Raw genomic sequence first — 25,905 nt, forward strand, 5'->3', positions numbered from 1 at the left:
CTGTCCCCAACTCAGGGCAGGGCGTAGGCGACCACTTCCTTCATCAATTCATTCGCACCACCGTAGATGCGCTGCACACGCGCATCGGCATAGAGCCTGGCCATCGGATGCTCGCGCGCATAACCAGCGCCGCCAAACAGCTGCAGACAGCGATCCATCACCTCGCCCTGCATCTCGCTGAGCCGCCACTTGGCCAGCGCTGCGGTCGCTTCGTCGAGCCGGCCTTCCAGCTGCGCGGCAATGCAGTGGTCGACCAGCAGGCGGCCCATCACGACATGGGCCTGCACCTCGGCCAGCGTGAAGCGGGTGTGCTGCAACTCGAACAGCGGCTGGCCATAGATCCGCCGGGTGCGGCTGTGTTCCAGCGTCAGCGCCAACGCCCGCTCCATGCTGGCCAGCGCCATCACACCGAGCATGGCGCGCTCATAGCCCAGCTGACGGCGCAGCTGGCCCAGACCCCTGCCCGGTTCGCCGCCAAGCAGCGCCTCGGCCGGCAGCCAGGCCTCGTCAAAGAACAGTTCGCAGCAGTCGTGCCCCGGGCGGCCCAAAAGCGGCTCGATAGGCCCACGCTCAAAGCCGCGCAGCCCGGCCGTTTCGACCAGCATCAGAGACAGCGACTTCGGCCCTGGCCGATCGTCGGTCCGCACCGCCAGCAGCAACAGATCGGCCAGATGGCCGTTGGAGACAAAGCACTTGCTGCCCGTGATCCGATAGCCGCCCTCATGCGGCACCGCGCGACACTTCAGGCCCTGCAGATCGCTGCCTGCCGCCGGCTCGGTAATGGCGATGGCCGCGATGCTGCGGCCCGCCGCCAGCGCCGGCAGATGGCGCTGCTGCTGCGCCTCAGTGCCGTGGTTGAGCAGATAGCGGGCCACGACGGCCTGCAAGGGCGCACCAAAAGCCGTGTCGCCGACCTCGGCCAGCGCGGCCCAGAACACCGCCATATGGCGGAAGTCGCCGCCGGCACCGCCATAGGCCTCGGGCACATCGGCCAGCAGGCAGCCCAGCTTCCCAGCAGCCAGCCAGGCCTCGCGATCGGCATGGCCCTGCGCATGCCAGCGCGGCTGCTGTGGCTCAAGCTGCTCACGGACGAAGCGGCGCACGCTGTCCCGATAGCTCAACAGCTCCGCATCCAGCCATGGTGATTCCAATGGAAACATCTCTAAGGCCCGCCACGGACAGCCCCTGCGCCGCACAGGCGCCGGCACTGCCCCACCCCACCTCGGCCACCGCCATGCTCACGGCGACGGCCCCCAAGGCCACCTCACTGGGCGGTTTGCTGCTCCATGAACTGACGCAACGAGCGCGGCCGCATATCGACCCAGACCGTCTCGATATGGGCCAGGCAGGCGGCCTTGGGGCCGCGCACGCCCACCGCCTGCCATCCGGCGGGCAAGGGCCTGTCGGCGGGCCAGATCGAATACTGGTCCTCGCCGTTGACTACCACTTCGTACTGCACCTCAGCTGCGTCAGACATCGTCTCCTCCGCGGGTCATCGAACCGGTGGCACCCTCTTTGGTACTGCGTCCGAGGGTTTCCTTACTGCATGCCCCAATGCTGATTGGTATTTCACTGGTAGTCAAGTGGATCTCTACTTACGGTGCGAATTGCAATACCAGTTAGAGTCCAGAACCGTCTTTGAAGGGGCCGATGGGCAGGCCGCTACCGGGTGGCGCACCAACAAACCGCAGCCGCACGAGCCGGCAGTCATAGACGCTGACCCTGGTGGTCAGGCCTTGCTTCAATCTTGAATGGCAGGCCAGAGCCGCACACCCTTGCGAGCGCGCAGCTAACCGCCTATTGAGGCGTCTTAGACCTTGAAGTAGATGCCGCGCTTGTCGAGCAGGCGCACGATCAAGGCCCAGACGGTGACGAAGGCCAGCGCAAAAGCATGCGACTGGCCCAGCGGGCCGATCAGCGGGCCAAGCCAGCCGAAGGCGCTGGCGTAGAGCGGCCGCATCCAGCCAAAGCCTTCGAGGAAGACGGTGCACATCCAGGCGCCAGCATAGGCGGCAATGGCGTTGACTCCGAAGCTGCGGCCAATGGCCGGCCAGTGCCAGCGGTCTATCAGTTGGTGGGCCAGCGCCAGCGCCAGCGCAGCCCAGCCTGAGGTCCAGAGCGCAAACGATGGCGTCCACAGCTGCTTGTTGAAGGGCAGCCAGTGGCTCCAGCCCCAGGCCAGGGCCAGGGCCAGCAGGCCGCCCAGCAGCAGGCTGCGGCTTGCGCCGGCACGCAGCGCCTCGCCAGCCCGCAGGCCCAGCAAGGCACTGAGCAGCGCACCCAGTGTGCTCAGCAGCCCTTCCGGATCGTGGCCGATGCCGGTGGCCGGCGCGAACTCATAGGCCCAGCGGCCGAGCAGGGCGGCGTCGACACGCGAGGCCACATTGCCGAGCTTGCTCAGCGGCTCGGGCGGCAGACCTGCGCCGATCAGCAAAGCCCAGTAGCCCGCTGCCAGCCCCGCGATCAGCAGCCACTGGCTTCGCGCGCGCAGGCCCAGGGTCACCGCGCTGGTGACAGCGAAGCACAGGCCGATGCGCTGCAGCACGCCGAGCAGGCGGAACTCAGGCTTGTGCATCAGCCACCAGGCCAGCAGATGCAGGACCAGGCCCAGTACGACGATGCGCAGCGCCCGCTTCAGCAGACCCGGCAGCAGCGGCGCGGCCGGCGTGCCGCGGTCCAGCCGCGGGCCGAGTGCCAGACTCAGGCTGACGCCGACGATGAAGAGGAAGAAGGGAAAAATCAGATCGGTCGGTGTGCAGCCATGCCAGGCGGCGTGTTCCAGCGGCCACCAGACCTGGTCCCAGTCACCTGGGTTGTTGACCAGCAGCATCGCCGCCACGGCCAGGCCGCGCAGCGCATCGACCGAGGCCAGGCGCTGCGCCGTGCCATTGCTTGAATTCTTCATTGCCTTAGAAATCGCAGTGGCTGGCCAGTGGCGGCTCGGCCGCCGGCACCGTGTCCTCGCGCCCCAAGCCACGCTGCCGGTAGCCTTGCACAACGGCCTGCACCTCGGCGGCCGAGAGCAGCTGGTCACGGGCATGGAAGACCCAGTCCACATCCTGCTCGTAGACGCGCGGCTCGCTGCTCGGCGGCAGCAGTCCACCGGGCGAGAACCACAAGTTGAAGGCGATCGCCATCGGCGCGACCGGGTAGTTGCGGCCGCCGTGCTGGGCGACCTGGCGGCCGTCGACGAACAAGCGCACGCGGCCGTCGGCGACCTGCATCATCAGCACATGCCACCCCTGCAGGCTGCCGAACTCCTCGTGCGATTGGTTGTGCGCCTGCCAGGGATCGAGGCGCACGGTCTGCCAGCTGACGCCATAAAGACGCGTCTTCTCGCTGCCCCACCCGCCATTGCCGAGGTATTCCCAGTCCAGCTCGCTGTACTCGGGATCGAAGTCGTAACGCAGCGGTGCCACTGCATAGAAGGTCTGGATGACGGGGTCGCCATCGACGCCGCTGACCGGCGCATCGCTGAAGCGCAGCCGCGCCGCGTAGGTGCCGGCCAGGTATTTGCGTGCGTGGCAGAGCTGGGCCTGCGCGGTGCCGGCGCCGCTGCCGTCGGTGCTGGCACGCAGGCGCAGCAGCCGGTTGCCAGGCTGGCCGGCGTCATCGATCAGCTGCAACTGCCCCTCGCCCCAGCGGGCACCGGGCACACCGGGATGGCCGGGCTTGTCGCGCGGCGTCCAGCCGCCGGCCTTCAGCGCCGCCGTGTCGGCATAGGAGAAATCGTCAAAAAAAGTGCCCGCCGCGGCAGCCGCGGCAGGCACCAGAGGCATGGTGGCCAGCAGGGCCACAACATGAAGAACACGGTTCAACCAAGACTTGCGCAGCACCACTGTCATCTCAGCCAACCTCAGGGCTTGTTCGAAGCCGCTGCTGCCTCGTCCTCGCGAATCGGCAGGATGCGCATCATCAGGAATACCGGCACCGCCGAAATCAGCACCCAGAGGAAGAAGTGCTGATAACCCAGCAGCTTCTGGATGTCGCCGCTGATCGATTTGAAGATCACATAGCCCAGCGCCATGAAACCGGTAGCGATGGCATAGTGCGCCGTCTGGTACTGGCTCTTGGCGACGAACTGCATCATGAACAGGATCACTGCGACGAAGCCAAAGCCGTAGCCAAAGGTTTCCAGGCTGACCGCGAACGAGATCGCCCACAGGCTGGTCGGCTGAAACAGGGCCAGCAGGTAGAAGGCCAGATTGGGTAGATTCATTGCCAGCAGCAACCACAGCATGGCGCGGCGCAGGCCCAGCCAGGCGGTGAAATAGCCCGAGGCAATGCTGCCAGCCAGGAAGGCCAGCGTACCGGCGGTACCGTAGGACAGGCCGACCTCGGTAGTCGCCATGCCCAGGCCGCCCAGCTCACGGGCATCCTTGAGGAACAGCGGGCCCAGGGCCTGCACCTGCGCCTCGCCGGCACGGAACAGGAGGATGAAGGCAATCGCCGTCCATACGCCTTCGAGCTTGAAGAAGCTGCGGATCACATCGCTCAGCGTGCCGGCCACTTCACTGCCGGCTTCGACGCTGCTGCGGGTATCGGGCAGGGCCCAGACGTGATAGCCGGCCAGCACCGCCATCGTCACCGCGGCAATGCCGAACACCGCGGCCCAGGCCACGACAGGGCCGACGCTCTTTTCCAGATGACCCGCCAGAATCACCAGGCCGCCCATGGCGAAGAGCTTGGAGCCATTGAAGCAGGTGCCCAGCCAGCCGGCCCAAACGGCGCGTTGCTTGCCGCTCAGCGTGGCGATGTAGAGGCCGTCGCAGACGATGTCATGTGAAGCCGAAGCGATCGAGGCCACCGCCAGCAGAGCGATGCAGACAACGAAGAAGCTGGGCAGGTTCAGCGTCAGCGCTATCAGGCCCAGCGAGGCGGCCCCCAGTGCCTGGAAGGCGATGACCATCCACTTCTTGCTCGGCGCCAGCTCCAGCAAGGGGCTCCACAGCGGCTTGAACACCCAGGCCAGGCCCAGCAGGCCGGTCCAGCGGGTGATGTCCTCATTGGACACACCCAGGCTTTTCAGCATCAGCCCGGCCACCACATTGACCATGAAGAAGGGCAGGCCCTGCAGGAAGTACAGGCTCAAGACCCAGCTGGCCGGGTTGCGCGTCTTGGGGGCTGCAGTGCTCATGGCGGTGTCGGCGGTCAAGGTGGTGGTGTTCATGGCATGGGCCCCAGGGCAAGCGCTTGTGATCAGTCCAGAAGAACCGGCGACATCGCCGTTGCGTCCGCTTGGCCTTCCAGCCAGGCCTTGAGCCCAGCCAACGCGCCTTCGGCATAGCCCCAGCTGACAACGGTCGGGGCCGGCACGTCCAGCGCCTGGAAGGGATTCCACAGCACCAGATGCAGATCGGGTCGCCACGCGGCCGCTGCAGCCGGGTAGCGCATCCGGTGGGTCGAGACCAGCACCGTCTGATGCGTGTCGCTGTGCAAGGCGCTGGCCGGCAGGTTCAGGATGTCGTCGACCATGACGATTTCGGCGCGCGCAAAACCATCGAACAGCGCCGCGACCTGGCTGCCATGCAGGCCCGCCTCGGACACGCCATCGGTCGGCACATCGGGCTGCACCAGCACGCGCAAGGCCGCGTCACGCGCTGGCGCTGTGGCGCCACGCAACGCCGTCAGTCCGCGCGCCCAGGCGCTGCGCATCAGCGCATCGTCGGCCTCACGCGGCGCGCCGGCGTAGTCATCGTGGCGCACCGGGTAGGCGGCGGCCAGCGCATCGAGTCGTGCGCAGGCCCGCTGGCCCAGTTCGGCGCTGAGCTCGCCGCTGGCAAAAGCAGCCTCCAGGGCGGCGATCGACTGGCCCTGCTCTTCCAGCGAGCCCTGGGCCAGGATCATGTCGGCACCGGCCTGCAGCGCCAGCACGGCAGCGCGGGCATAGCCGTAGCGGTCGCAGATCGCCTTCATCATCAGCGCGTCGGTGATGACCACGCCTTCGTAGCCCCACTCCTCGCGCAGGATGCCGCCGAGGATCTTCTTCGACAGCGTGGCCGGGTAGTCGGGGTCGATCTGCGGGTAGACGATGTGGGCCGTCATCACCGAGGGGGCTGCGTCTCGCAGTGCCTTGAACGGGCGCAGCTCCAGCGCGTCGAGTTCGGCACGGCTCTTGTCCACCGTCGGCAGATCGAGGTGCGAGTCGACATGGGTGTCGCCATGGCCGGGGAAATGCTTGACGCAGCAGGCCACGCCCTCACGCAGCGAACCCGCCATCCAGGCGCCGGCCAGGCGCGTCACATCGTCGGCGTCTTCGGAGAAGCTGCGCTCGGCAATGACCGGATTGGCCGGGTTGTTGTTGATGTCCAGCACCGGCGCAAAATTCCAGTTCACGCCAATGCTGCGCAGGCCACGCGCCACCGCGGCGCCCACGCTTTCGGCCAGCGCCGCATCGTCGGCCGCGCCCAGGGCCATCGCCGATGGGGCCTGTGGCAGAAAGGTCGCGCGGACGACCGAGCCGCCCTCCTGGTCGAGGCCGATCAGGGCGCCCGGGCCCATCACCTCGCGCAGATCGCGGGTCAGCTGGCGCACTTCCTCTTCAGTTCCGAGGTTCTTGCGGAACAGGCAGACGGCGCGGATGCGACGCTGACGCAGAAAGTCAGCGGTCGCCGCGTCCAGGCGCTTGCCCTGGATGTCGACCATCACGAGCTGGCCAGGGTGGAATGCAGACATCGTTCGCCCCGCTCAGTTGGTCTTGGTGACCTTGGCCAGATGCGGCGGCGCATCCGGGTTGCGGCCGCGGGCGCGGGCCAGCGCCTCGACCATCGGGTAGAAGCTCTGCACCACGGCGATCGGGTCCAGATCCTCATTGCCGGTGCATGCCAGCGGCAGCTCGGCGCCGGGCGTGCCGGCCGGCGCAGCCAGCAGCACGCGGGCACCACGGCCGCGCATTTCCTCGGCCAGCGCAATCAAGCCGGCCTGGGCCGGGCCGCGCGGCGCGAACACCAGCATCGGATAACCCTCATCCACCAGCGCCATCGGGCCATGCTTGACCTCGGCGCCCGAGAAGGCCTCGGCCTGAATGCCGCAGGTTTCCTTGAACTTCAGTGCCGCTTCCATCGCCACCGCCAGGCCGGTGCCACGGCCGATGACGAACAGGCGGTCGGCATCCTTCAACACGTCAACGGCAGCGCTCCAGTCCTGCTGTGCGGCCACTTCCAGCGCAGCAGGCAGCTGTTGCAGCGCGGCCTGCAGGTCTTCATCCCCCTGCCAGGCGGCAACCACGCGGGCACCGGCAACGAGTTGCGCGATATAGCTCTTGGTTGCGGCCACGCTGGTTTCCGGGCCGGCATGCAGGCCGAACACATGCTCAGCGGCAGCGGCCAGCGGCGAACCGTCGGCATTGACGAAGGCCACCGTGCGGGCGCCGCCGTCGTGGAAGAACTGCGTCGGGGCCACCAGATCGGGGCTCTGGCCCGATTGCGAGAAGGCGAAGGACACCAGGCCCTCGCACTGGATCTTGCTCTGATACAGCGTCACCAGCGACATCGGCAGCGAGGTCACCAGCCGGCCCAGGCGGGCCATCACCAGATAGGCGAGATAGTGCGCGGCATGGTCAGAGCTGCCGCGGGCCACCGTCAGCAGCGCCGTCGGCGGCTGGGCGCGCAGCGCCTCGCCGAGCGCCGCATAGGCGTTTTGATCCGCGGCCAGCTGGCGCGCCACCACGGCCGGTGCGCTCAGGGCCTCGGCCCGCATGCGCGTGCCGCCATTCACATTCGATTCAAGCAAGGTCAATCTCATCCCCTTCAACGACCACGCCTTGCAACTGCAACTCACGGTCCAAAACCACCAGATCCGCCCAGGCGCCCACGGCCAGCTGGCCGCGGTCGCTCAGGCCCATGTATTCGGCCGCATAGCTCGAAACGCGCCGTGAGGCGTCCTCGATCTCCAGCCCCATGCCAACCAGATTGCGCAAGGCCTGATCCATGGTCAGCGTGCTGCCGGCCAGCGTGCCATCGGGCAGACGCACGCCGCCCATGCATTTGGTGACGGTGTGGCGGCCCAGGCTGTAGTCGCCATCGGGCATGCCGGCGGCGGCGGTCGAATCGGTGACGCAGAACATGCAGGGAATCGATCGCAGCGCGACGCGCACCGCGCCCTCATGAACATGCAGCAGGTCGGGGATGATCTCGGCATAGCGCGCATGGGCCAGGGCCGCGCCCACCATGCCGGGCTCGCGGTGGTGCAAGCCGGTCATCGCATTGAACAGATGGGTGAAGCCGCCGGCGCCTCGCTCCAGCGCCGCCACGCCGTCTTCATAGGTGCCCAGCGTGTGGCCGATCTGGACCTGGAAGCCCGCCTCGCGCAGCAGCGTGATCAGCTCCAGATTGCCGGGCAACTCGGGCGCCAGCGTGATCAGCTTGATCGGTGCCAGCGCATGCAGCGCGCGGATTTCATCGAGGTTGGCGACCTTGGCGAAGTCGGGCTGGGCGCCCAGTTTGCCAGGGTTGATGTAGGGGCCTTCCAGATGCACGCCGAGGATGCGCGCCGAGTTCGGCAGGCGCTGGCGGCAGGCCGGTCCCAGTGCGGCCAGCGCGCCGCGGATCTCGTCCAGCGGCGCCGTCATCGTGGTGGCCAGCAGCGAGGTCGTGCCATGGCGCACATGCAGCCGCGCGATCGCAGCGGCAGCATCGCCGCCTTCCATGGTGTCGCGTCCGCCGCCACCATGCACATGCACATCGATGAAGCCCGGGAGCACCAGGGGCAGGTCTTGCCTGCTGTTGCGCACTTCCGACTCGGTCACTGCCTCGCCGGTGACGCTGCTGATGCGCCCGTCTGTTTGTTCCAAGCGACCGCGGACAAAGCCCTGCGGCGTCAACACAAACCCATCGATGTGCCTGAAGGTCATCCGTCTCGCCTCATCTCCGCAACGAAGTCGTAGTAATCGCTGCGGCAATACGAATGGGTCAGCTCGATCGCCTGTCCCGATTCAAGGAAACCCACCCGTGTGATGAACAACACGGCCTGACCCACCGGCACTTCCAGCAGGCTGGCAAGCTTGGAGTCGGCATTGATGGCACGAATATGTTGCAGCGCGCGCACCGGTGCGCCGCCATGGCCGGTCAGATGCTCGTACAGCGAGGCATTGACCTCTTCCGGATCGGGCAGCACCGCCTCGGGCAGCACGCTGACCTCATAAGCCATCACCACCGCATCGGCCAGGCGCAGACGCTCCAGCCGCGCAACGCGCTGCCCGGTGGTCAGGCCCAGCGACAGCTGCTCATCCGGCGCCGCCAGCGAGAAGCCGCGGGTCAGCCAGCGCGAACTGGGCTTGAAGCCGCGCTGATGCAGCTCTTCCGAGAAACTGGTCAGGCGCGACAGCGGCTGCTCCAGCTTGGGCGCAATGTAGTTGCCGGACCCGCGCTTGCGAATGATCAGACCCTGCTCGACCAGGCGATCAATCGCCTTGCGCGCGGTCACCCGCGACAGGTCCAGCGATTCCGACAGCACGCGCTCCGAGGGCAGCGCTTCATCGGCCTGGTAGTGACCTTCGCGAATCGCCTGGGCCAGCTTGTGAGCCAGCTGCATGTACAGCGGCGAGGCGGCTTCGGGATCAGGCTTGAATTGGAAAGGCAGCTTAGTCATCGTGAACCCATCTTTGCGTTGAGTGCACTGCGTACCAGATGCAGTGCGCCGTCGGCCGAGTCGCCTTGCGGCTCGACACAACGGGCACGAATGTTGCCTGAGAATTTGCTCTCCAGACGCTTGGCGATGCTGCCGGCCAGCGCCAAAGGCAATTCAGATTGAGGATCTAGGGCCCGCGCCAGCGCTTCCAGCTCGGTCACCGCCTCATCGACAAAGCGTTGCGCCACGGCGTCACCCTTGTCGGCCGCCATGAAGACCAGCGGCGCCAGCTGGGCAAAGCCATGCTGGCCAGCGGCGGCGCACCAGGCCAGCACCGATTCGCGGCTGCGGCCGGTCAGGTCCCACACGGCAAAGGCCAAGGGCCCGGGCACGGCGCGACCGTCCAGCGCCTGCTGGGCATGGCGGATCGCCTTCAAGCCCAGCCAGGCACCGCTGCCTTCGTCGCCGGTGATCCAGCCCCAGCCGCTGATGCAATCGGTTGAGCCATCGCGGCGCAGCACCTCGCCCACGGCACCGGTGCCCGAAGCCACCACAGCGCCCGGCTGGCCCCCATGAGCACCCAGCACCGTCGTGTAGCCGTCGTTGACAACGATGACGGCCGCGTAGCCGGGCTGCGAGGCCAGGAACTCGCTGCAGGCCGCCGGCAGATTGGCGCCCGACAGGCCCGCGGCCAGCGCACACTCGGCGTGGCGCAGCCCCTGCGGCCCGGCCAGACCGGCCTGCTCGGCCGCCTGCTGCAGGGCCTGTTCGATATGCCGCCAGGCCTGGTCCACGCCCTGACCCAGCGCCGAGGGGCCGGCCTCACCCTGCCCGAGCAGGCGACCATCGAGATCGCTCAGGCGCAACCGGGTGCCGGTGCCGCCGCCATCGACACCAACGAGATAGCGCACCGCTTGGAGGGCGCTCTCATCGGCAAACAGGCTGCGATCGGGGGCTATGGAAATCATGTTAATACCAGTTTAGTACCAGAAATACGGTGTCGTCAATTGGTACGCCACTGGATCCATCGCAAAAGCCAAGCGCACACCGAGCGGACACCAACTACCTGCCGCAGAAGTCGCTTACCCAGCGCTGAACGCGCAGGCATGCGCCGCCGCTCGCCGCCATGGTGAGCAGACACAACAATACCAATTTAGAACCAAGTCAGCGATTGGTAGCAGCCCCAGGGTCGCCCCCAAGACTCAAGAGCGCCTTAAGAAAGCTTGCTGGGGTGCAAGCCTCGGACTCAGGCCAGCGCCCAGTCGATCGGCAGACCGCGCTCGGCCAGCCAGGCCTGGGCCCGCGAGAAGTGCCGGCAGCCGATGAAGGGCACCGGGCCGCGTGTGGCCGACAGCGGCGAGGGGTGGTTGGCTTGCAGCAGCAGCTGGTCGCCGCCAGCGGCCTCGATCAGGGCGGCCTTGGCCTGGGCGTGAGCGCCCCAGAGCAGATAGACGCAGGGGCCGCCACGCGCCGCCACAGCGGCAATCAGTGCGTCACTCAATGCCTCCCAGCCGCGCTTGGCATGACTGGCCGGTGCGCCGTCCTCGACCGTCAGACAGGTGTTCAGCAAGAGCACGCCCTGACGGGCCCAGGTGCCCAGATGGCCTTGTGGACAGCTCTGGCTGAGGCCGATGTGGCCAGCGCCGCCTGTCACATTCAGCGCCGGATCCTGTTGCAATTCTTTGCAAATATTCCGCAGGCTGGGCGGCAGTTTGACGCCGGCCGGCACCGAAAACGCCAGCCCCTCGGCTTGGCCGGGGCCGTGATAAGGATCCTGGCCGAGGATGACGACGCGCACCTCGGCCAGCGGCGTCAGGCGCAGCGCGCGCAGCGGGTCGGCCGGATAGACGATGGCGCCCTCGCGCTGACGCTGCTCGACATGGGCAATCAGGCCTTGGCCGGCCGCGCTGTCCAGCCAGGCGCGCAAAACCGGCTGCCAGCCACCGGGCAGATCGGCGGCGCGCAAGAACGCACCGAGCGGCTCGCGCAAGCTGACGGCAGCGGCACCGTCGCCCAGTTCAAGATCGGCCTGCACGTTCAAGCGCGAAACAGCTGCGCCAGCGCCTCGCCGGGTTCCGGCGCACGCATAAAGGCCTCGCCGACCAGGAAGGCATGGACCTGCGCGCCGCGCATGGTCTGCACATCCTCATGCGCCAGGATGCCGGATTCGGTGACCAGCAGGCGATCCGCCGGCACCCGGGGCAGCAGGCCCAGCGTCGTCTGCAGCGTGACTTCAAACGTGCGCAGATTGCGGTTGTTGATGCCGACCAGCGGCGTTTTCAGCCGCAAGGCCCGCTCCAGCTCGGCCCCATCGTGGACCTCGACCAGCACGTCCAGGCCCAGACTCAGTGCGCAGGCTTCCAGATCGGCCATCAGCGCGTCGTCGAGGCTGGCAGCGATCAGCAGGATGGCATCGGCACCGATCGCCCGGGCTTCGTAGACCTGGTACTCGTCGATCATGAAATCCTTGCGCAGCACCGGCAGCGCACAGGCTTCGCGGGCCTGCTGCAGATAGGCGATGCGGCCCTGGAAGAAGCGCTCATCGGTCAGCACGCTGAGGCAGGCCGCGCCGTGGCGGGCATAGCTGGCGGCGATCTCGGCCGGGCGGAAATCCTCGCGCAAGACGCCCTTGCTGGGGCTGGCCTTCTTGATCTCGGCAATCACCGCGCTGCCGGCCAGTGCCGTGTCGGGCGCCAGCTTGGCGCGCAGCGCCGCCTCAAAGCCGCGCGTGTCGCGGCGAGCCTCGGCCTCCTCGCGCAGGCTGGACAGCGAGCGCCGCGCCCGTGCGGCGGCCACTTCCTCGCGCTTGACTGCGTTGATCTTGTTCAGGATGTCGGACATGGTCTGTCTCAGTCAATCAATTCCAAACAGACCACAGAGACACGGAGAAAACCAGCCGCAAGCTCGTGCTTGTTCCGGCCCTTATCGCGTACTCTGTGCTCGCTCTGTGTCTCTGTGTCTCTGTGGTCGGTTCTCGAGCGGCTCAAGCTGCCAGGGCGCGGGTACAAGCCACGAACTGATCCAGCTTGGCGCGCGCGGCGCCGCTGCTGATGGCCGTGCGGGCGCGGGCGATGCCATCGGCAATGCTGTCGGCCACATTGGCGGCGTACAGCGTCGCGCCGGCGTTGAGCAGCACGATGTCGCGCGCCGCGCCGGACTCGTCGGCCAGCGCACCGAGCAGCATCAGCCGCGATTCCTCCGGGCCGGCCACCTTCAGGCTGCGGTTGGAGGCCATGGCCAGGCCGAAGTCCTCCGGATGGATTTCGTACTCGCGCACCGCGCCGTTCTTCAGCTCGCCCACCAGGGTGGCCGCGCCCAGCGAGATCTCGTCCATGCCATCCTTGCCGTAGACGACCACCGCATGCTCGGCGCCCAGGCGCTGCATCACGCGCACCTGGATGCCGACCAGATCGGGGTGGAACACGCCCATCAGGATGTTGGGTGCGCCGGCCGGGTTGGTCAGCGGCCCCAGGATGTTGAAGATGGTGCGCACGCCCAGCTCCTTGCGCACCGGGGCAATGTTCTTCATCGCCGGATGGTGGTTGGGCGCGAACATGAAGCCGATGCCGGTCTGCTGCACGCTTTGGGCCACTTGGGCCGGGCTGAGCATGATGTTGGCGCCCAGCTGCTCCAGCACATCGGCACTGCCGGTCTTGCTGGAGACACTGCGGTTGCCATGCTTGGCCACCTGCGCGCCGGCGGCGGCGGCAACGAACATCGAGCAGGTCGAGATATTGAAGGTGTGCGCCCCATCGCCGCCGGTGCCGACGACATCGACCAGATGCGGGTGGGCGGGCGTCGGCAGCGGCACCTTGTTCGACAGCTCGCGCATCACCTGAGCAGCGGCGGTGATCTCGCCGATGGTTTCCTTCTTGACGCGCAAGCCAATCAGCAGCGCCGCCGCAATCACCGGCGACATCTCGCCGGCCATGATGCGGCGCATCAGCGTCAGCATCTCGTCGTGGAAGATCTCGCGGTGTTCGATGACGCGGGTCAGTGCTTCGTTGTCAGTGATAGGCATGGCAGTTCTCAGCTGAAGTAGTCACGCATGGCGGCGATGGCACGGTCGACGCCGGCCTCGTCCACATCGAGATGGGTCACGAAACGCAGTCGGTACAGGCCGGTGGCCAGCACGCCGCGATGGCGCAGATGGGCCAGCAAGCCGGCCGAGCGTTCGGGCGCCACGTCAACGAACACGATATTGGTCTGCGGCGCCTCGACCGTGACACCGTCCAGGCCCTGCAGCCCGGCGGCCAGGCGCTGGGCCAGCGCATGGTCCTCGGCCAGTCGCTTCACGTGGTGATCGAGCGCATGCTGCGCCGCCGCAGCCAGCAGGCCGGCCTGGCGCATGCCGCCGCCGGCCATCTTGCGCCAGCGGTGCGCACGGGCGATGAACTCGCGCGAGCCGCACAGCACCGAGCCCACCGGCGCGCCCAGGCCCTTGGAGAAGCAGACCGAGACGCTGTCGAAATGGCTGCAGATCTGCCGCGCCGCCGTGTAGGGATCAGCCGCGTCCAGCGCCACCGCCGCATTGAAGAGCCGCGCGCCATCGAGATGGCGGGCCAGGCCGCGGCTGATGGCCAGATGCGAGGCCGCCGCCAGATAGGCCAGCGGCAGCACCTTGCCGCCGATGGTGTTTTCCAGCGTCAGCAGCCGGGTGCGGGCGAAGTGGGCGTCGTCAGGCTTGATGTTGGCCTCGATGTCGGCCAGCGCCAGCGAGCCATCGGGCTGATGCGGCAAGGGTTGCGGCTGGATCGATCCCAGCACCGCGGCGCCGCCGCCTTCCCAGCGATAGGTATGGGCGAACTGACCAACGATGTACTCGTCGCCGCGCTGGCAGTGGCTCATCAGCGCGCACAGATTGCTCTGCGTGCCGGTCGGAAAGAACAGGGCCGCCTCAAAGCCCAGCCGCTCGGCCAAGGCGCTTTGCAGCGCATTGACCGACGGGTCGTCACCGAACACATCGTCACCCAAGGGCGCTGCCATCATGGCAGCTCGCATCGCCGCCGTGGGCTGGGTGACGGTATCGCTGCGTAGGTCGACTACCCCTCGCTCGTCGGGTACGTCGAGCGATCCCCCGAGGGAATGCGGGCTGGCTTGGGGCGGCCCGGCGCGGCGCCCGCCATGGCTTGCGGCCGTCATAGCGCCAGCGCCAGAAAGTTCTTCAGCATCGCATGCCCATGCTCGCTGAGGATGGACTCGGGATGAAACTGCACGCCCTCCATCGGCGTGGCCGTGCCGGCCAGTTCACGGTGGCGCACGCCCATGATCTCGCCATCCTCGCTGCGCGCGGTGATGTCCAGCACGGCGGGCAGCGTGGCCTCCTCGATCACCAACGAGTGGTAGCGAACGACGCTGAATTCGCGCGGCAGGCCCTTGAACACGCCTTGCTGGTCGGTCGTGATCGTGCTGGCCTTGCCGTGCATCTGGGTCTTGGCGCGGATGATTCGGCCGCCCAGCGCCGCGCCCATGCTTTGATGGCCCAGGCAGACGCCCAGGATGGGCAGCTTGCCCTGGAAGGCACGAATCGCCTCGACGCAGATACCTGCCTCGGCCGGCGAACAAGGCCCCGGCGAGAACACCAGGTGATCTGGCTGCAAGGCGCCGATCTCCTCGACCGTGATCTCGTCATTGCGCACCACCCTGACCTCGGCACCAAGCTCGCCAAAGTACTGCACCAGGTTGAAGGTGAAGCTGTCGTAGTTATCGATCATCAGCAGCATGGCTCAGAACCCCTCTTCCACCAGTTCAGCGGCACGCAGCAAGGCGCGTGCCTTGGCTTCCGTTTCTTTCCATTCCAGCTCGGGCACTGAATCGGCGACGACGCCGGCCGCGGCCTGCACATAGAGCGTCTGATCCTGCACGATGCCGGTGCGGATGGCGATGGCCAGGTCCATATCGCCGGCAAAGCTCAGATAGCCGCAGGCGCCGCCATAGATGCCGCGCTTGACCGGTTCCAGCTCATCGATGATTTCCATCGCGCGGATCTTGGGCGCGCCGGTCAAGGTGCCGGCCGGGAAAGTGGCGCGGAACACATCGAGGCTGCTCATGCCGTCCTTCAACTCGCCCTCGACATTGCTGACGATGTGCATCACATGCGAGTAGCGCTCGACGACAAAGGCGTCGGTGACCTTGACCGAGCCGGTCTTGGCGATGCGGCCGATGTCGTTGCGGGCCAGATCGATCAACATCAGATGCTCGGCGCGCTCCTTGGGATCGGCCTTGAGCTCGGCTTCCAGGGCCAGGTCTTGCTCGACGGTGCCGCCGCGCGGCCGCGTACCGGCCAGCGGGCGGATGGTGACCTTCTGGCCGGCGGCCGTGCGCTCCTGCCGCACCAGGATCTCCGGCGAGGCGCCGACGATCTGGAACTCGCCCATGTCATAGAAGTACATATAGGGGCTGGGGTTCAGCGAACGCAGCGCGCGATACAGGCTCAGCGGCGATTCGGTATAGCGCTTGGACAGGCGCTGACCCACCTGCACCTGCATCATGTCGCCGGCGGCGATGTAGTCCTTGGCCTTGAGCACCGCGTCCAGGTAATCGGCCTTGGCGAATTCGCGTTGCACCGGGTGGGCCTGAGCACGCTTCACCTGCGGGGCCGAGACGCTGTAGGTCAGCTTGTCGCGCAACTCGGTCAGGCGCTTCTTGGCCTTGTGGAAGGCCTCGGGCTGGCCCGGGTCGGCATAGACGATCAGGTAGAGCCGGCCCGACAGGTTGTCGATGACGGCCAGTTCCTCGCACTGCAGCAGCATCAGGTCGGGCGTATCGAGCCCGCCGCTCTTTTCCGTCTTGGCCAGCTTGGGCTCGATATAGCGGACGGCGTCGTAGCCGAAGTAGCCCGCCAGCCCGCCGCAGAAGCGCGGCAGGCCCGGCCGCAACGCGACCTTGAAGCGCTTTTGATAGGCCTCGATGAAGTCCAGCGGATTGCCATCGTGGGTCTCGACGACCTCGCCGTCGCGCAGCACCTCGGTGCGAAAGCCGCGGCTCTTGAGCACCGTGCGCGCCGGCAGGCCGATGAAGGAGTAGCGGCCAAAACGCTCGCCACCCACCACCGACTCGAGCAGAAAGCTGTAGCGGCCGGCATTGCCGCCATAGGCGCCGGCACCGGCGCACAGCTTCAGGTACAGCGACAGCGGGGTTTCCAGATCGGCGAAGGCCTCGCTGATCAGAGGGATGCGGTTATAGCCTTCGGCGGCCAGGCTCTGGAATTCCAGTTCAGTGATCATCACGTCAACCTTGAGGCAAGGTGCCGGCTGCGGGGTGTTCACCCCCTCAGCTCAGGCCGGCACCGGATTCAGGTGTCGCTTGAGGCTTGCGCCACGCCGCAGCGCTGCACATCAGGCAGGACGCAGGGCATTGCGGAAGATTGTGACGAAGATCCGGCGCTGGCGCATTGGCCTCGGGCGGATCAGCAAGCAGCAAGCGGCTTCAGTTGAAGTCGTGCGAGCGACGCCAGGGCCAGGCTCCCCGGTCGTTCGACCCCTTGATGTGCTTGCGCGTGATGAACATAGTGCGGCCGAGTGTAGCAGGAGTGACTCAAGCCACTGGCTCGTCCCGATAGGCAATTCCACCCGGCTTGCCTGATACTGGCACGCACAAGCGCTTGCATCTGCAACGGGCGCGAATCAAAACATCGGAGTGAGACATGCGAGGTCTTTTGCTGGCTGCGGTTCTGGCCGTGGCAATGCCCTTGTCTGCGTCGGCGCAAAACGTTGAAGTCGCCGGCGTCAAATACGAATCTGCAGCCGAGGTCGGTGGCAGCAAGCTGCTGCTCAACGGCGCCGGTATCCGCTACAAGGCCTTTTTCAAGGTCTACACGGCCGGCCTGTATCTGAACGCCAAGGCCGGCAGCAGCGACGCGGTGCTGGGCAACAACGGCCCCAAGCGCATCCACATCCAGATGCTGCGTGAAATCGACGGCAACGAGCTCGGCAAGCTGTTCACCAAGGGCATGGAAGAGAACTCCACCCGCGATGAATTCGCCAAGGCCATCAGCGGCGTGCTGCGCATCGCCGACATCTTCTCGACCAAGAAGCGCCTCTCCAGCGGCGAGAACTTCAGCATCGAATGGGTGCCCGGCCAGGGCACGCTGGTCTATGTGAACGGCAAGCTGCAGGGCGAGCCGATCAAGGAGCCCGAGTTCTACACCGTGCTGCTGAAAATCTGGCTCGGCCGCTCACCGGCCGACGAGCAGCTGAAGGACGCCCTGCTGGGCGTCAAGCGCGAGCGCAATCGCTGAGCTCGCCGGGCAACTGCAGCTGGTCGAGCCGGTCCAGGTACTGGCTGGCCGGCACCGTCTCGATCGCCTCGCCATGGTTGTAGCCATAGCGGACCAGCACCGTCGTGCAGCCGGCGGCGCGCGCGGCCGCGGCATCATTGGCCGAGTCGCCGATCATCCAGGCCGAGGCTGGGCTGACGCCCAGCGCCTCGCAGGTCTTGATCAAGGGCAGCGGGTCCGGCTTTTTGCGCTCGAAGTCATCGCCGCCAAAGACCCGGTCGAAAAACCCGTCCAGGCCCTTGCGCTGCAAGAGCTCGCGGGCAAAGGCCGCCGGCTTGTTGGTCAGGCAGGCCATCGGGCGCCCTAGCGCGCGCAGGCGCTGCAAGCCTTCAAGCACGCCCGGGTAGACGGCCGAGAACTGCCCGTTCATCTGCCGGTAGTGCGCCTGGTAGCGCAGCCAGGCCGTGTCGTAGAGCGCCGCCTCGGCGCCGACATGGGCCAGCGTCGTGCGTATCAGGTGCTCGCTGCCCTTGCCGACGGTGCGCTCGACAAAGGCGCGATCGACCAGCGGCAGGCCCAGCTCGCCGAACACGGCACCCAGCACGGCCACAAAGTCGCCCAGCGTGTCGACCAGGGTGCCGTCAAGGTCAATGATGAAGGCGGCGGCTTGGGGCAAGGGTTGGGCGTTCACGGGACAAGGGCTACAGCTAGGCGAGCGCGCATCGTAGTCGCTTCTTCGGGGCGCTTCTGTGCGGCACATCGCTGTGCTGCCTCGGTGTGGCGTGCTCCCCCTGAGCTCGGCCGCCGCCGCGACAGGCAGCAAAAGAAAGCCGGCCCACCGGCCGCATGGGGCGTAGAGTCCGCTGATCGTTGCCGTCAGAAAGAAGGCCCCCATGTCCGAGCCTAGCACTGCCCAAGCCGGGTCTTCCGCGGCGATTGCCTTGCGCCAGGCGGCGCTGCAGCGCCTCAAGCTGCCGCGCGACAGCGCCAGCGGCGATTCAACTGCAGCGCTGGTGGTGCTCTACCAGCTGGCCTCCTCGCCGGCCACCGCGGCCGATGCGCTGGCCCTGCTGCACGAGTTGCAGGTGCACCAGCTGGAGCTGAGCTTGCAGGCCGAACAACTGATCGAATCCCGCGCCGAGCTGGAAAACCGCTTGCAGCAGCTGAGCCAGCAACATGATGCCCAGCCCGCTGCCTGTTTCAGCGTCGACGCGCAGCTGCGCCTCGGCGATCTGAACCTGCGGGGCACCGCCCTCTTGGGCCTGGCTCGCGAGCAAGTGCTGGGCCAATCGCTGAGCGCCTGGCTCGAGCCGGCCAGCATCCCGCCCCTGCGCGCGGCCATGGCCCGCATCGACGCCGGGCAAGCGCAAGCCAGTTGCCGACTGAAGCTTTGCGCCCTGAACGCAGGCAGCGGCCACTGGCAGGCCGGCCTGGCCCGCGACGTGCAGCCCGGCCGCTACCTGCTGAATCTGCTGCGCGGCGACGAGCTCAGCGTCGAGCACTAGCGCCAACACCGGCATCAAAGACAAATGTTTTATAGTACAAACAATTGTCCAAAATGCCATGAAACAAAAACTGCTGGCGCTGCTGCGCGCCAATCCCTTTCTGAGCCAGCAGGAACTGGCGGCGCAGCTGGGCCTGTCGCGGTCGGCGGTGGCCGGGCACCTGGCGGCGCTGACACGTGAACGGCGCATCCTCGGCCGCGCCTATGTGCTGCCCGGCGAGCAGGCCATCGTCTGCATCGGCGGCATCAATATCGATCGCAAGCTGCGCACGCTGGAACCCCTGCAGCTGGGCACCTCCAACCCGGCCAGCTTGAGCGAAACGCCGGGCGGTGTGGCCCGCAATGTGGCCGAAAACCTGGCGCGGCTGGGTCAGCCGGTGCAACTGCTCAGCGCCGTGGGCGACGATGCCGCCGGGCGCAACCTCTTGGCCCAGGCCGAGGCCTGCGGCATCCGCACCGAAGGCTGCCTGCGCGTCGCCGGCGCCCACACCGGCAGCTACACCGCCGTGCTGGATGCGCAGGGCGAGCTGGCGCTGGCGCTGGCCCATATGGACTTGTGCGAACGGCTGGACCCCGCCTTCCTGCGCCAGTGTGCGCCGCAGCGCGCGCAGGCCCGGCTGACGCTGATCGATCTGAACCTGCCGGCCGCCAGCGTCGCGCAACTCTTGCAGGACGCTCAGGCACCCGGCGCCGCGCCGCTGGTCGCCGTGGCGGTGTCGCAGCCCAAGATGGACCGGCTGCCCCAGGCGCTGACCGGCCTGGATCTGCTGATCCTCAACCGCGCCGAGCTGGAAACCGCCTGTGGCGGCACCCGGCTGCGCTCGGCCGCGGCGCTGCAACGCGCCTGGCAACAGCTGCAGCAACGCGGCTTGAAGCGGCTGATCGTCACCGATGGCGAGCAGGGGCTGTGGTACAGCGACAGCCGCGAGCAGCTGCAAGCGCTGCCCGCCACACCGGTGCAAGTCCTTGACGTGACCGGCGCGGGCGATGCCTTTGCCGCTGGCGTTTGCGCCGCCCTGGTCCAGGATGCCGACGATCTTGCCGCCGCCTGCCGACTCGGCCAGCGCCTGGCCGCCCTGACGCTGCAAACCGATGCCACCGTCCACCCCGAGCTCAGCCCCGCGCTGCTCGACGCCCCTCACCTCCCGTTGGCCTGAAGCCAGGCCTGAAGCCACGCCATGAAGCAGCACACCCACCCTCTTGAGTTTTCGGCCGAAGTGGCCCACGCCCGCGCGCTCGGCCAGCCCATCGTTGCGCTGGAGTCGACCATCATTTCCCACGGCATGCCCTACCCGCAGAACGTGCAGACCGCCCGTGAGGTCGAGGCGCTGATCCGCGCCGAAGGCGCCGTGCCGGCCACGATTGCCATCATCGGCGGCAAGATCCGCATCGGGCTGTCTGACGAAGAGCTGGAACTGCTCGGCCAGTCCAGCGATGCGATGAAGGTCAGCCGCCGCGACCTGCCCTATGTGCTTGCCACCGGCCGGCTCGGCGCCACCACCGTGGCCGCGACGATGATCTGTGCCGCGCTGGCCGAGATCCCGGTCTTCGTGACCGGCGGCATCGGTGGCGTGCACCGCGGCGCCGAGACCAGCTTTGACATCTCTGCCGATCTGCAGGAATTGGCGCGTACCTCAGTGGCCGTCGTCTGCGCCGGCGCCAAGAGCATCCTGGACATCGGCCTGACGCTGGAATACCTGGAGACCCATGGCGTGCCGGTGATCAGCATGGGCCAGGACAACTTCGCGGCCTTCTACACGCCGGACAGCGGCTTCAGGGCCGATTTCCGCATCGACGATCCAGCCCAGCAGGCCGAGTTCCTGCGCTGCAAATGGGCGTTGGGGCTGGCCGGCGGGGTCGTCATCAGCAACCCGGTGCCGGCCCAGCAAGCGATGCCACGCGCCGAGATCGACGCCATCACCGCGCAGGCGCTGCAGGAGGCCGCTGCCCAAGGCATCAGCGGCAAGGCCGTTACGCCATTTCTGCTGGCCCGCATCAAGGCGCTGACCGGTGGTCGCAGCCTGGCCACCAATATTGCCCTGGTCAAGCACAACGCACTGGCTGGCGCGCGGCTGGCCTGCGCCTTGCAGCACAAACCAACTATGGACTTCACCAAGGCGCAATAAGAAACCAGCTGACGCAGGCTAAGCTGTGCGACCCACCTGATTTGCCCAACCCAGGAAGTCCACGCAGCATGCGCAGCCCGATTGCCCGACTCAGCGTTCTTGTTCTCGTACTTGCCGGCGGCGGCTGGTGGTGGAAGCACAAACAGGCCGCCGAGCCCAATGCTGCCGATGCCGCCAAGGCCGCGGCGCCAGCGGCTTCAGGCGCCTCGGGTGCAGCCGGCAAGGGCGGACCACAAGCAGTCGGTGTGCTCAAGGCGCTGCTGCAGGACGTGCCGGTGACGCTGGAAGCCAGCGGGACGGTGACCGCTCTGCGCAATGTCGATCTGCGTGCCCAGACCACCAGCACCGTGCGCGAGGTGCTGCTGAAGGACGGCGATGCGGTGCGCCAGGGTCAGGTCTTGCTGCGCTTTGACGACCGCGCCGACCGCGCCAACCTGGACAAGGCGCGCGCCCAGCTGGCGCGCAGCAAGGCTCAGCTGGGTGATCTGGAACGCCAGTACCGCCGTGCCCAAGAACTGCGGGCGCAAAACTTCGTCGCGCAAAACGCCGTCGATACCGCGCTGACGAATCTCGAGGCGCAGCGCGCCCAGCTGCTGTCCGACGAGGCTGCGCTGCAATCGGCCAGCGTGGCTTTGAGCTACAACGAGCTGCGCGCACCGCTGGCCGGGCGCGTCGGCACGGTCAATGTCGTGGCCGGCAGCCTGGTGCAGGCCAGCGCTGCGGCCACGCCGCTGCTGGGCATTGCGCAGATCAACCCGATCGGCGTGAGCTTCAGCCTGCCCGAAACGCAGCTCGCCCCGCTGCTGGCCGCCACCCATGGCAGCAAGCAAAAAGACGATGTGCTGGAAGCCCAGGTGCTGATGCCGGGCGCTCGTGGGGCGCGCGGCGCGGCGGCCGAGGTGCCGGTCAAGGGCCGGGTCAATTTTGTTGACAACCAGGTCGACCCCAGCACCGGCACGATCAAGGTTCGCGCCGAGTTCGAGAACCAGAAAGAAACGCTCTGGCCGGGCCAGTATGTGCGGGTGCGGCTGACGCTGCGCACGATCAAGGACGCGGTGGTGGTGCCGCAGGCGGCCCTCATCCTGCGCGGCAACGAACGTTCGATCTATATCGTTGGCGCCGACAAGACGGCCCAGCTCAAACCGGTGCAGCTGCGCTACCCCTTTGGCGAGATGGCCGTGGTGGAAGGCATCGCCGCTGGCGACACCGTCGTCGTCGACGGCAAGCAGCACCTGCGGCCGGGCACGCCGGTGAAGGAACAGCCGGCGGCGGTCAACCCAGCGGCCGCACCGGCTAAACGAGCCTCGGAAGCGAGCGCACCAGCGGCAGCGGCGGCATCCGGAGCCAAGACATGAACCTCACCGAGCTGTTCATCCGGCGGCCGGTGATGACCGTGCTGCTGAACCTGGCGCTGGTGATTGCCGGCCTCGCGGCCTGGAGCAAGATTCCAGTCGCCGCGCTGCCGTCCTACAACACGCCGGTGATCAATGTGCAGGCCAGCCTGCCCGGCGCCAGCCCGGAAACCATGTCCTCCTCGGTGGCGCTGCCGCTGGAGAAGCAGTTCTCCACCATTGCCGGCGTCACGACGATCTCCTCGACCAATATCCTCGGCTCGACCTCGCTGACCATCGAGTTCGACCCCAGCCGCAATATCGACGCCGCGGCGCTCGATGTGCAGGCGGCGCTGTTCCGCTCGCTGCGCGCCTTGCCGGCCGAGATGACGCAGCCGCCGTCATACCGCAAGGTCAACCCGGCCGACGCGCCGGTGCTGATGGTGGCGCTGACCTCGCCGTCGATGAATCTGTCGGAGTTGAACGACTTCGCCGAGAACCTGATCACGCCCAGCCTGTCGACCATCGACGGCGTGGCCCAGGTGTCCATCTTTGGCCAGAAGCGCTATGCGGTGCGCATCCGCGTCCGCACCGAAGACCTGAACCAGCGCAATATCACGCTGGAAGAGCTGCAGGCCAGCATTCGCGGTGCCAATGCCAACACGCCGGTGGGCGTGCTCGATGGTTCGCGCCAGACGCTGACCATCCAGGCCAACAAGCAGCTGAAGAACGCCCGCGAGTTCGGCGGCATCGTGATCGCCTCGCGCAACGGCGCACCGATCTTTCTGCGCGATGTGGCCGATGTGCAGGACAGCTACGAGACGGTCAAGTCCTTCAGCAATTTCAACGGCGAACGCTCCATCGTGCTGGCCGTGCAACGCCAGCCCGATGCCAACACGGTCAAGGTGGTCGATGCGGTCAAGGCCATGTTGCCGCGCTTTGCCAGCCAGCTGCCGGCCTCGGTGCAGATGACGACGATGAACGACCGCTCGGTGTCGATCCGCGAGTCGCTGCACGATGTCTACTTCACGCTGGCGCTGACAGTGGCACTGGTGGTGATGGTGATCTACCTCTTCCTGCGCCGCGCGGTGGCCACGCTGATCCCGACGCTGTCGCTGCCGATCTCGCTGATCGGCGCGCTGACGCTCTTGTTCGCGCTGGGCTACAGCCTGGACAACATCTCGCTGCTGGGCATCACGCTGGCGGTGGGCCTGGTGGTCGACGATGCGATCGTGATGCTGGAGAACATCGTCCGCCACGTCGAGGACGGCATGGAGCCCTTTGCCGCCGCCGTGCGCGGCGCGCGCGAGATGGCTTTCACCATCATGTCGATCTCGATCTCGCTGGTGGCGGTGCTGATCCCGATCTTCTTCATGCCCGGCGTCATCGGCCTCTTGTTCCACGAATTCGCCGTCGTCGTCGGGCTGTCCATCCTGGTCTCGGCCGTCGTCTCGCTGAGCCTGGTGCCGATGCTGTGCAGCCGTTTCCTGAAACCGCACCAGCATGTCGAGGAGAACGCGCTGGGCCGCGCCTTCGAGGCCGGCTTCAATGCCGTGCTCGCTGCTTACACGCGCAGCCTGGACTGGGCGCTGCAACGCCGCACGCTGATCCTCGGCGTGGCGCTGGCCAGCTTTGTGGGCACCGTCTGGCTCTATGGCGCCATTCCCAAGGGCTTTTTTCCTGAGGAAGACATCGGCCAGATCCAGGGCAGCACCGAAGCCAGCGAAGACATCAGCTTCAACGCGATGACGGTGCTGCAGGAACGCGTGGCCGCCCTGGTGAAAGACGACCCGGCGGTGGCCACGGTCTCGGCCGCCGTCGGCCAGGGCGGTGGTGGCGGCAATGCCAGCAACACCGGCCGGCTCTTCATCAACCTAAAGCCGCGTGGCGAGCGCCCGCCGATGCCGCAGGTGCTGGAAGGCCTGCGCAAGAAGCTGCGCAGCGTGCCGGGTATTGCCGTCTATCTGCGCCCGGTGCAGAACCTGCAGCTGGGCGGCCGGCAGAGCAAGAGCCGCTACCAGTACACGCTGCAATCGGTGGCCGCCGGCGAGCTGAACCAATGGGCCGTCAAGCTGCAGGACAAGTTGCGGGCCGACCCGCTGTTCCGCGACGTCACCAGCGATTCGCAACTGCGCGGCCTGGAGGCCAATCTGATCATTGACCGCGAGCGTGCCGCGCAGCTGGGCGTGCAGATGCAAGACCTGCGCAGCGCGCTGTACAACGCCTTTGGCGAGCGCCAGGTCTCCAGCATCTATGCCGAGAGCAATACCTACCAGGTGATCATGGAGGCCAGCGAGAGCGACCGGCTCAGCGAAGACGCCTTCAACAAGATCTACTTGCGCGGCAAGAACGGCGTGCAGGTGCCGCTGACGGCCTTCGCCACCGTGCGCCGCGGCCTTGGCCCCACGGCCGTCAACCACCAGGGCCAGCTGCAGGCGATCACCCTGTCCTTCAACCTCGCGCCGGATGTGCCGCTCGGTGATGCCACCAACAAGCTCGATGGCTATGTGCGCGAGCTGCAGTTCCCGGCCAGCGTGATCACCAGCTATGGCGGCGATGCCGCCGTGTTCCAGGACTCCCAGGGCGGCCAGCTGCTCTTGATCGTGCTGGCGCTGGCGGTGATCTATGTGCTGCTGGGCGTGCTGTATGAAAGCTATATCCACCCGATCACCATCCTGGCCGGCCTGCCCTCGGCCGCGGTGGGCGCGCTGCTGACGCTACAGCTCTTCAATGTCGAGCTGACGGTGATCGCCACCATCGGCATCGTGATGCTGATCGGCATCGTCAAGAAGAACGCGATCATGATGATCGACTTCGCGCTCGATGCGCAGCGCAACGGCGGCATGAGCCCGGCCGAGGCGATTCGCGAGGCCTGCATCCTGCGCTTCAGGCCCATCATGATGACGACGCTGGCTGCGCTGATGGGCGCGCTGCCGATCGCGCTGGGCCTGGGCGCCGGCGCCGAGCTGCGCCAGCCGCTGGGCCTGGCCGTCGTCGGCGGGCTGATCGTCTCGCAGGCGGTGACGCTCTACATCACCCCGGTGATCTACCTGGCGCTCGACCGCTTCAGCGGCCAGGGCCCGGACACGCGGGAGGTCACGCCGCTGCGCATGACCAGCCACGCCGCGGGCGACTGAGTACAGCAGCGCGGGATGCCGC

Annotated in this window: 22 protein-coding genes and 1 pseudogene; 6 read left to right on the forward strand and 17 right to left on the reverse strand. The window is 67.0% G+C overall.

Annotated elements, in window-relative coordinates; all coding sequences use genetic code 11:
- Positions 1-11: 11 nt before the first annotated feature.
- The 16 genes and pseudogenes from RQP53_RS11680 to trpE all read right to left on the reverse strand — a co-directional run bounded on the left by RQP53_RS11680 (position 12) and on the right by trpE (position 16,793).
- Positions 12-1,121, reverse strand: coding sequence for an acyl-CoA dehydrogenase family protein (locus RQP53_RS11680; RefSeq protein ID WP_315650480.1), 1,110 nt, complete (start codon positions 1,119-1,121; stop codon positions 12-14).
- 143 nt (positions 1,122-1,264) lie between these two features.
- Positions 1,265-1,477 carry an MbtH family protein gene (locus RQP53_RS11685; RefSeq protein ID WP_315650481.1) on the reverse strand — a complete coding sequence of 71 codons (213 nt, stop codon included), beginning with the start codon at positions 1,475-1,477 and terminating at the stop codon, positions 1,265-1,267.
- Between the two features lie 333 nt (positions 1,478-1,810).
- Positions 1,811-2,905: an acyltransferase family protein gene (locus tag RQP53_RS11690; RefSeq protein ID WP_315650482.1), complete on the reverse strand. Its 1,095-nt coding sequence runs from the start codon at positions 2,903-2,905 to the stop codon at positions 1,811-1,813.
- A 4-nt stretch (positions 2,906-2,909) separates the two neighbouring features.
- Positions 2,910-3,845: a glycoside hydrolase family 16 protein gene (locus tag RQP53_RS11695; RefSeq protein WP_315650483.1), complete on the reverse strand. Its 936-nt coding sequence runs from the start codon at positions 3,843-3,845 to the stop codon at positions 2,910-2,912.
- Positions 3,846-3,856: 11 nt separating this feature from the next.
- On the reverse strand, positions 3,857-5,170 hold the full coding sequence (locus tag RQP53_RS11700) for an MFS transporter (protein WP_315650484.1): 1,314 nt from the start codon (positions 5,168-5,170) through the stop codon (positions 3,857-3,859).
- A 29-nt stretch (positions 5,171-5,199) separates the two neighbouring features.
- Positions 5,200-6,675 carry a beta-N-acetylhexosaminidase gene (gene nagZ / locus RQP53_RS11705; protein WP_315650485.1) on the reverse strand — a complete coding sequence of 492 codons (1,476 nt, stop codon included), beginning with the start codon at positions 6,673-6,675 and terminating at the stop codon, positions 5,200-5,202.
- Positions 6,676-6,687: 12 nt separating this feature from the next.
- Positions 6,688-7,698, reverse strand: coding sequence for an SIS domain-containing protein (locus tag RQP53_RS11710; RefSeq protein WP_315650732.1), 1,011 nt, complete (start codon positions 7,696-7,698; stop codon positions 6,688-6,690).
- 25 nt (positions 7,699-7,723) lie between these two features.
- On the reverse strand, positions 7,724-8,851 hold the full coding sequence (gene nagA / locus RQP53_RS11715; RefSeq protein WP_315650486.1) for an N-acetylglucosamine-6-phosphate deacetylase: 1,128 nt from the start codon (positions 8,849-8,851) through the stop codon (positions 7,724-7,726).
- Entirely contained in the window at positions 8,848-9,588 is a 741-nt protein-coding gene (locus tag RQP53_RS11720) for a GntR family transcriptional regulator (protein ID WP_315650487.1), read from the reverse strand. The genes nagA and RQP53_RS11720 overlap by 4 nt, the downstream gene beginning before the upstream one ends.
- Positions 9,585-10,535 carry a glucosamine kinase nucleotide-binding domain-containing protein gene (locus RQP53_RS11725; RefSeq protein ID WP_315650488.1) on the reverse strand — a complete coding sequence of 317 codons (951 nt, stop codon included), beginning with the start codon at positions 10,533-10,535 and terminating at the stop codon, positions 9,585-9,587. The genes RQP53_RS11720 and RQP53_RS11725 overlap by 4 nt, the downstream gene beginning before the upstream one ends.
- A 278-nt stretch (positions 10,536-10,813) precedes the next feature.
- Positions 10,814-11,557 carry a uracil-DNA glycosylase gene (locus RQP53_RS11730; protein ID WP_434064084.1) on the reverse strand — a complete coding sequence of 248 codons (744 nt, stop codon included), beginning with the start codon at positions 11,555-11,557 and terminating at the stop codon, positions 10,814-10,816.
- A 47-nt stretch (positions 11,558-11,604) separates the two neighbouring features.
- The gene (trpC, locus tag RQP53_RS11735) at positions 11,605-12,408 is read right to left on the reverse strand and encodes an indole-3-glycerol phosphate synthase TrpC (protein WP_315650489.1); all 804 of its coding nucleotides are present in this window, start codon (positions 12,406-12,408) and stop codon (positions 11,605-11,607) included.
- A gap of 142 nt (positions 12,409-12,550) precedes the next feature.
- A complete protein-coding gene (gene trpD, locus RQP53_RS11740; protein ID WP_315650490.1) occupies positions 12,551-13,588 on the reverse strand; it encodes an anthranilate phosphoribosyltransferase in 1,038 nt (345 codons plus the stop codon).
- Positions 13,589-13,596: 8 nt separating this feature from the next.
- A pseudogene (ltaE, locus tag RQP53_RS11745) lies at positions 13,597-14,613 on the reverse strand (low-specificity L-threonine aldolase); the annotation flags it as partial.
- Between the two features lie 92 nt (positions 14,614-14,705).
- Entirely contained in the window at positions 14,706-15,290 is a 585-nt protein-coding gene (locus RQP53_RS11750) for an anthranilate synthase component II (protein WP_315650491.1), read from the reverse strand.
- Between the two features lie 3 nt (positions 15,291-15,293).
- Positions 15,294-16,793 carry an anthranilate synthase component I gene (gene trpE / locus RQP53_RS11755; RefSeq protein ID WP_315650492.1) on the reverse strand — a complete coding sequence of 500 codons (1,500 nt, stop codon included), beginning with the start codon at positions 16,791-16,793 and terminating at the stop codon, positions 15,294-15,296.
- 419 nt (positions 16,794-17,212) lie between these two features.
- Here trpE and RQP53_RS11760 point away from each other — a divergent pair, with 419 nt between their 5' ends.
- Positions 17,213-17,806, forward strand: coding sequence for a chalcone isomerase family protein (locus tag RQP53_RS11760; protein WP_315650493.1), 594 nt, complete (start codon positions 17,213-17,215; stop codon positions 17,804-17,806).
- Here the strand turns inward: RQP53_RS11760 and gph are convergent.
- On the reverse strand, positions 17,784-18,476 hold the full coding sequence (gene gph, locus RQP53_RS11765) for a phosphoglycolate phosphatase (protein WP_315650494.1): 693 nt from the start codon (positions 18,474-18,476) through the stop codon (positions 17,784-17,786). The two genes, RQP53_RS11760 and gph, sit on opposite strands and share 23 nt — an antisense overlap.
- Positions 18,477-18,678: 202 nt before the next feature.
- On the opposite strand from gph, the gene RQP53_RS11770 reads away from it, so the two are divergent.
- The 5 genes from RQP53_RS11770 to RQP53_RS11790 all read left to right on the forward strand — a co-directional run bounded on the left by RQP53_RS11770 (position 18,679) and on the right by RQP53_RS11790 (position 25,883).
- A complete protein-coding gene (locus RQP53_RS11770; protein WP_315650495.1) occupies positions 18,679-19,290 on the forward strand; it encodes a PAS domain-containing protein in 612 nt (203 codons plus the stop codon).
- 58 nt (positions 19,291-19,348) lie between these two features.
- Positions 19,349-20,446, forward strand: coding sequence for a carbohydrate kinase (locus tag RQP53_RS11775; protein WP_315650496.1), 1,098 nt, complete (start codon positions 19,349-19,351; stop codon positions 20,444-20,446).
- A gap of 21 nt (positions 20,447-20,467) precedes the next feature.
- Positions 20,468-21,415, forward strand: coding sequence for a pseudouridine-5'-phosphate glycosidase (locus tag RQP53_RS11780; RefSeq protein WP_315650497.1), 948 nt, complete (start codon positions 20,468-20,470; stop codon positions 21,413-21,415).
- Positions 21,416-21,483: 68 nt separating this feature from the next.
- A complete protein-coding gene (locus RQP53_RS11785) occupies positions 21,484-22,770 on the forward strand; it encodes an efflux RND transporter periplasmic adaptor subunit (protein ID WP_315650498.1) in 1,287 nt (428 codons plus the stop codon).
- Entirely contained in the window at positions 22,767-25,883 is a 3,117-nt protein-coding gene (locus RQP53_RS11790) for an efflux RND transporter permease subunit (RefSeq protein ID WP_315650499.1), read from the forward strand. Before RQP53_RS11785 ends, RQP53_RS11790 begins: the two co-directional genes overlap by 4 nt.
- Positions 25,884-25,905 lie beyond the last annotated feature (22 nt).

It is taken from the genome of Roseateles aquae (assembly GCF_032337115.1).
Taxonomy (GTDB): Bacteria; Pseudomonadota; Gammaproteobacteria; order Burkholderiales; family Burkholderiaceae_C; genus Roseateles_C; species Roseateles_C aquae.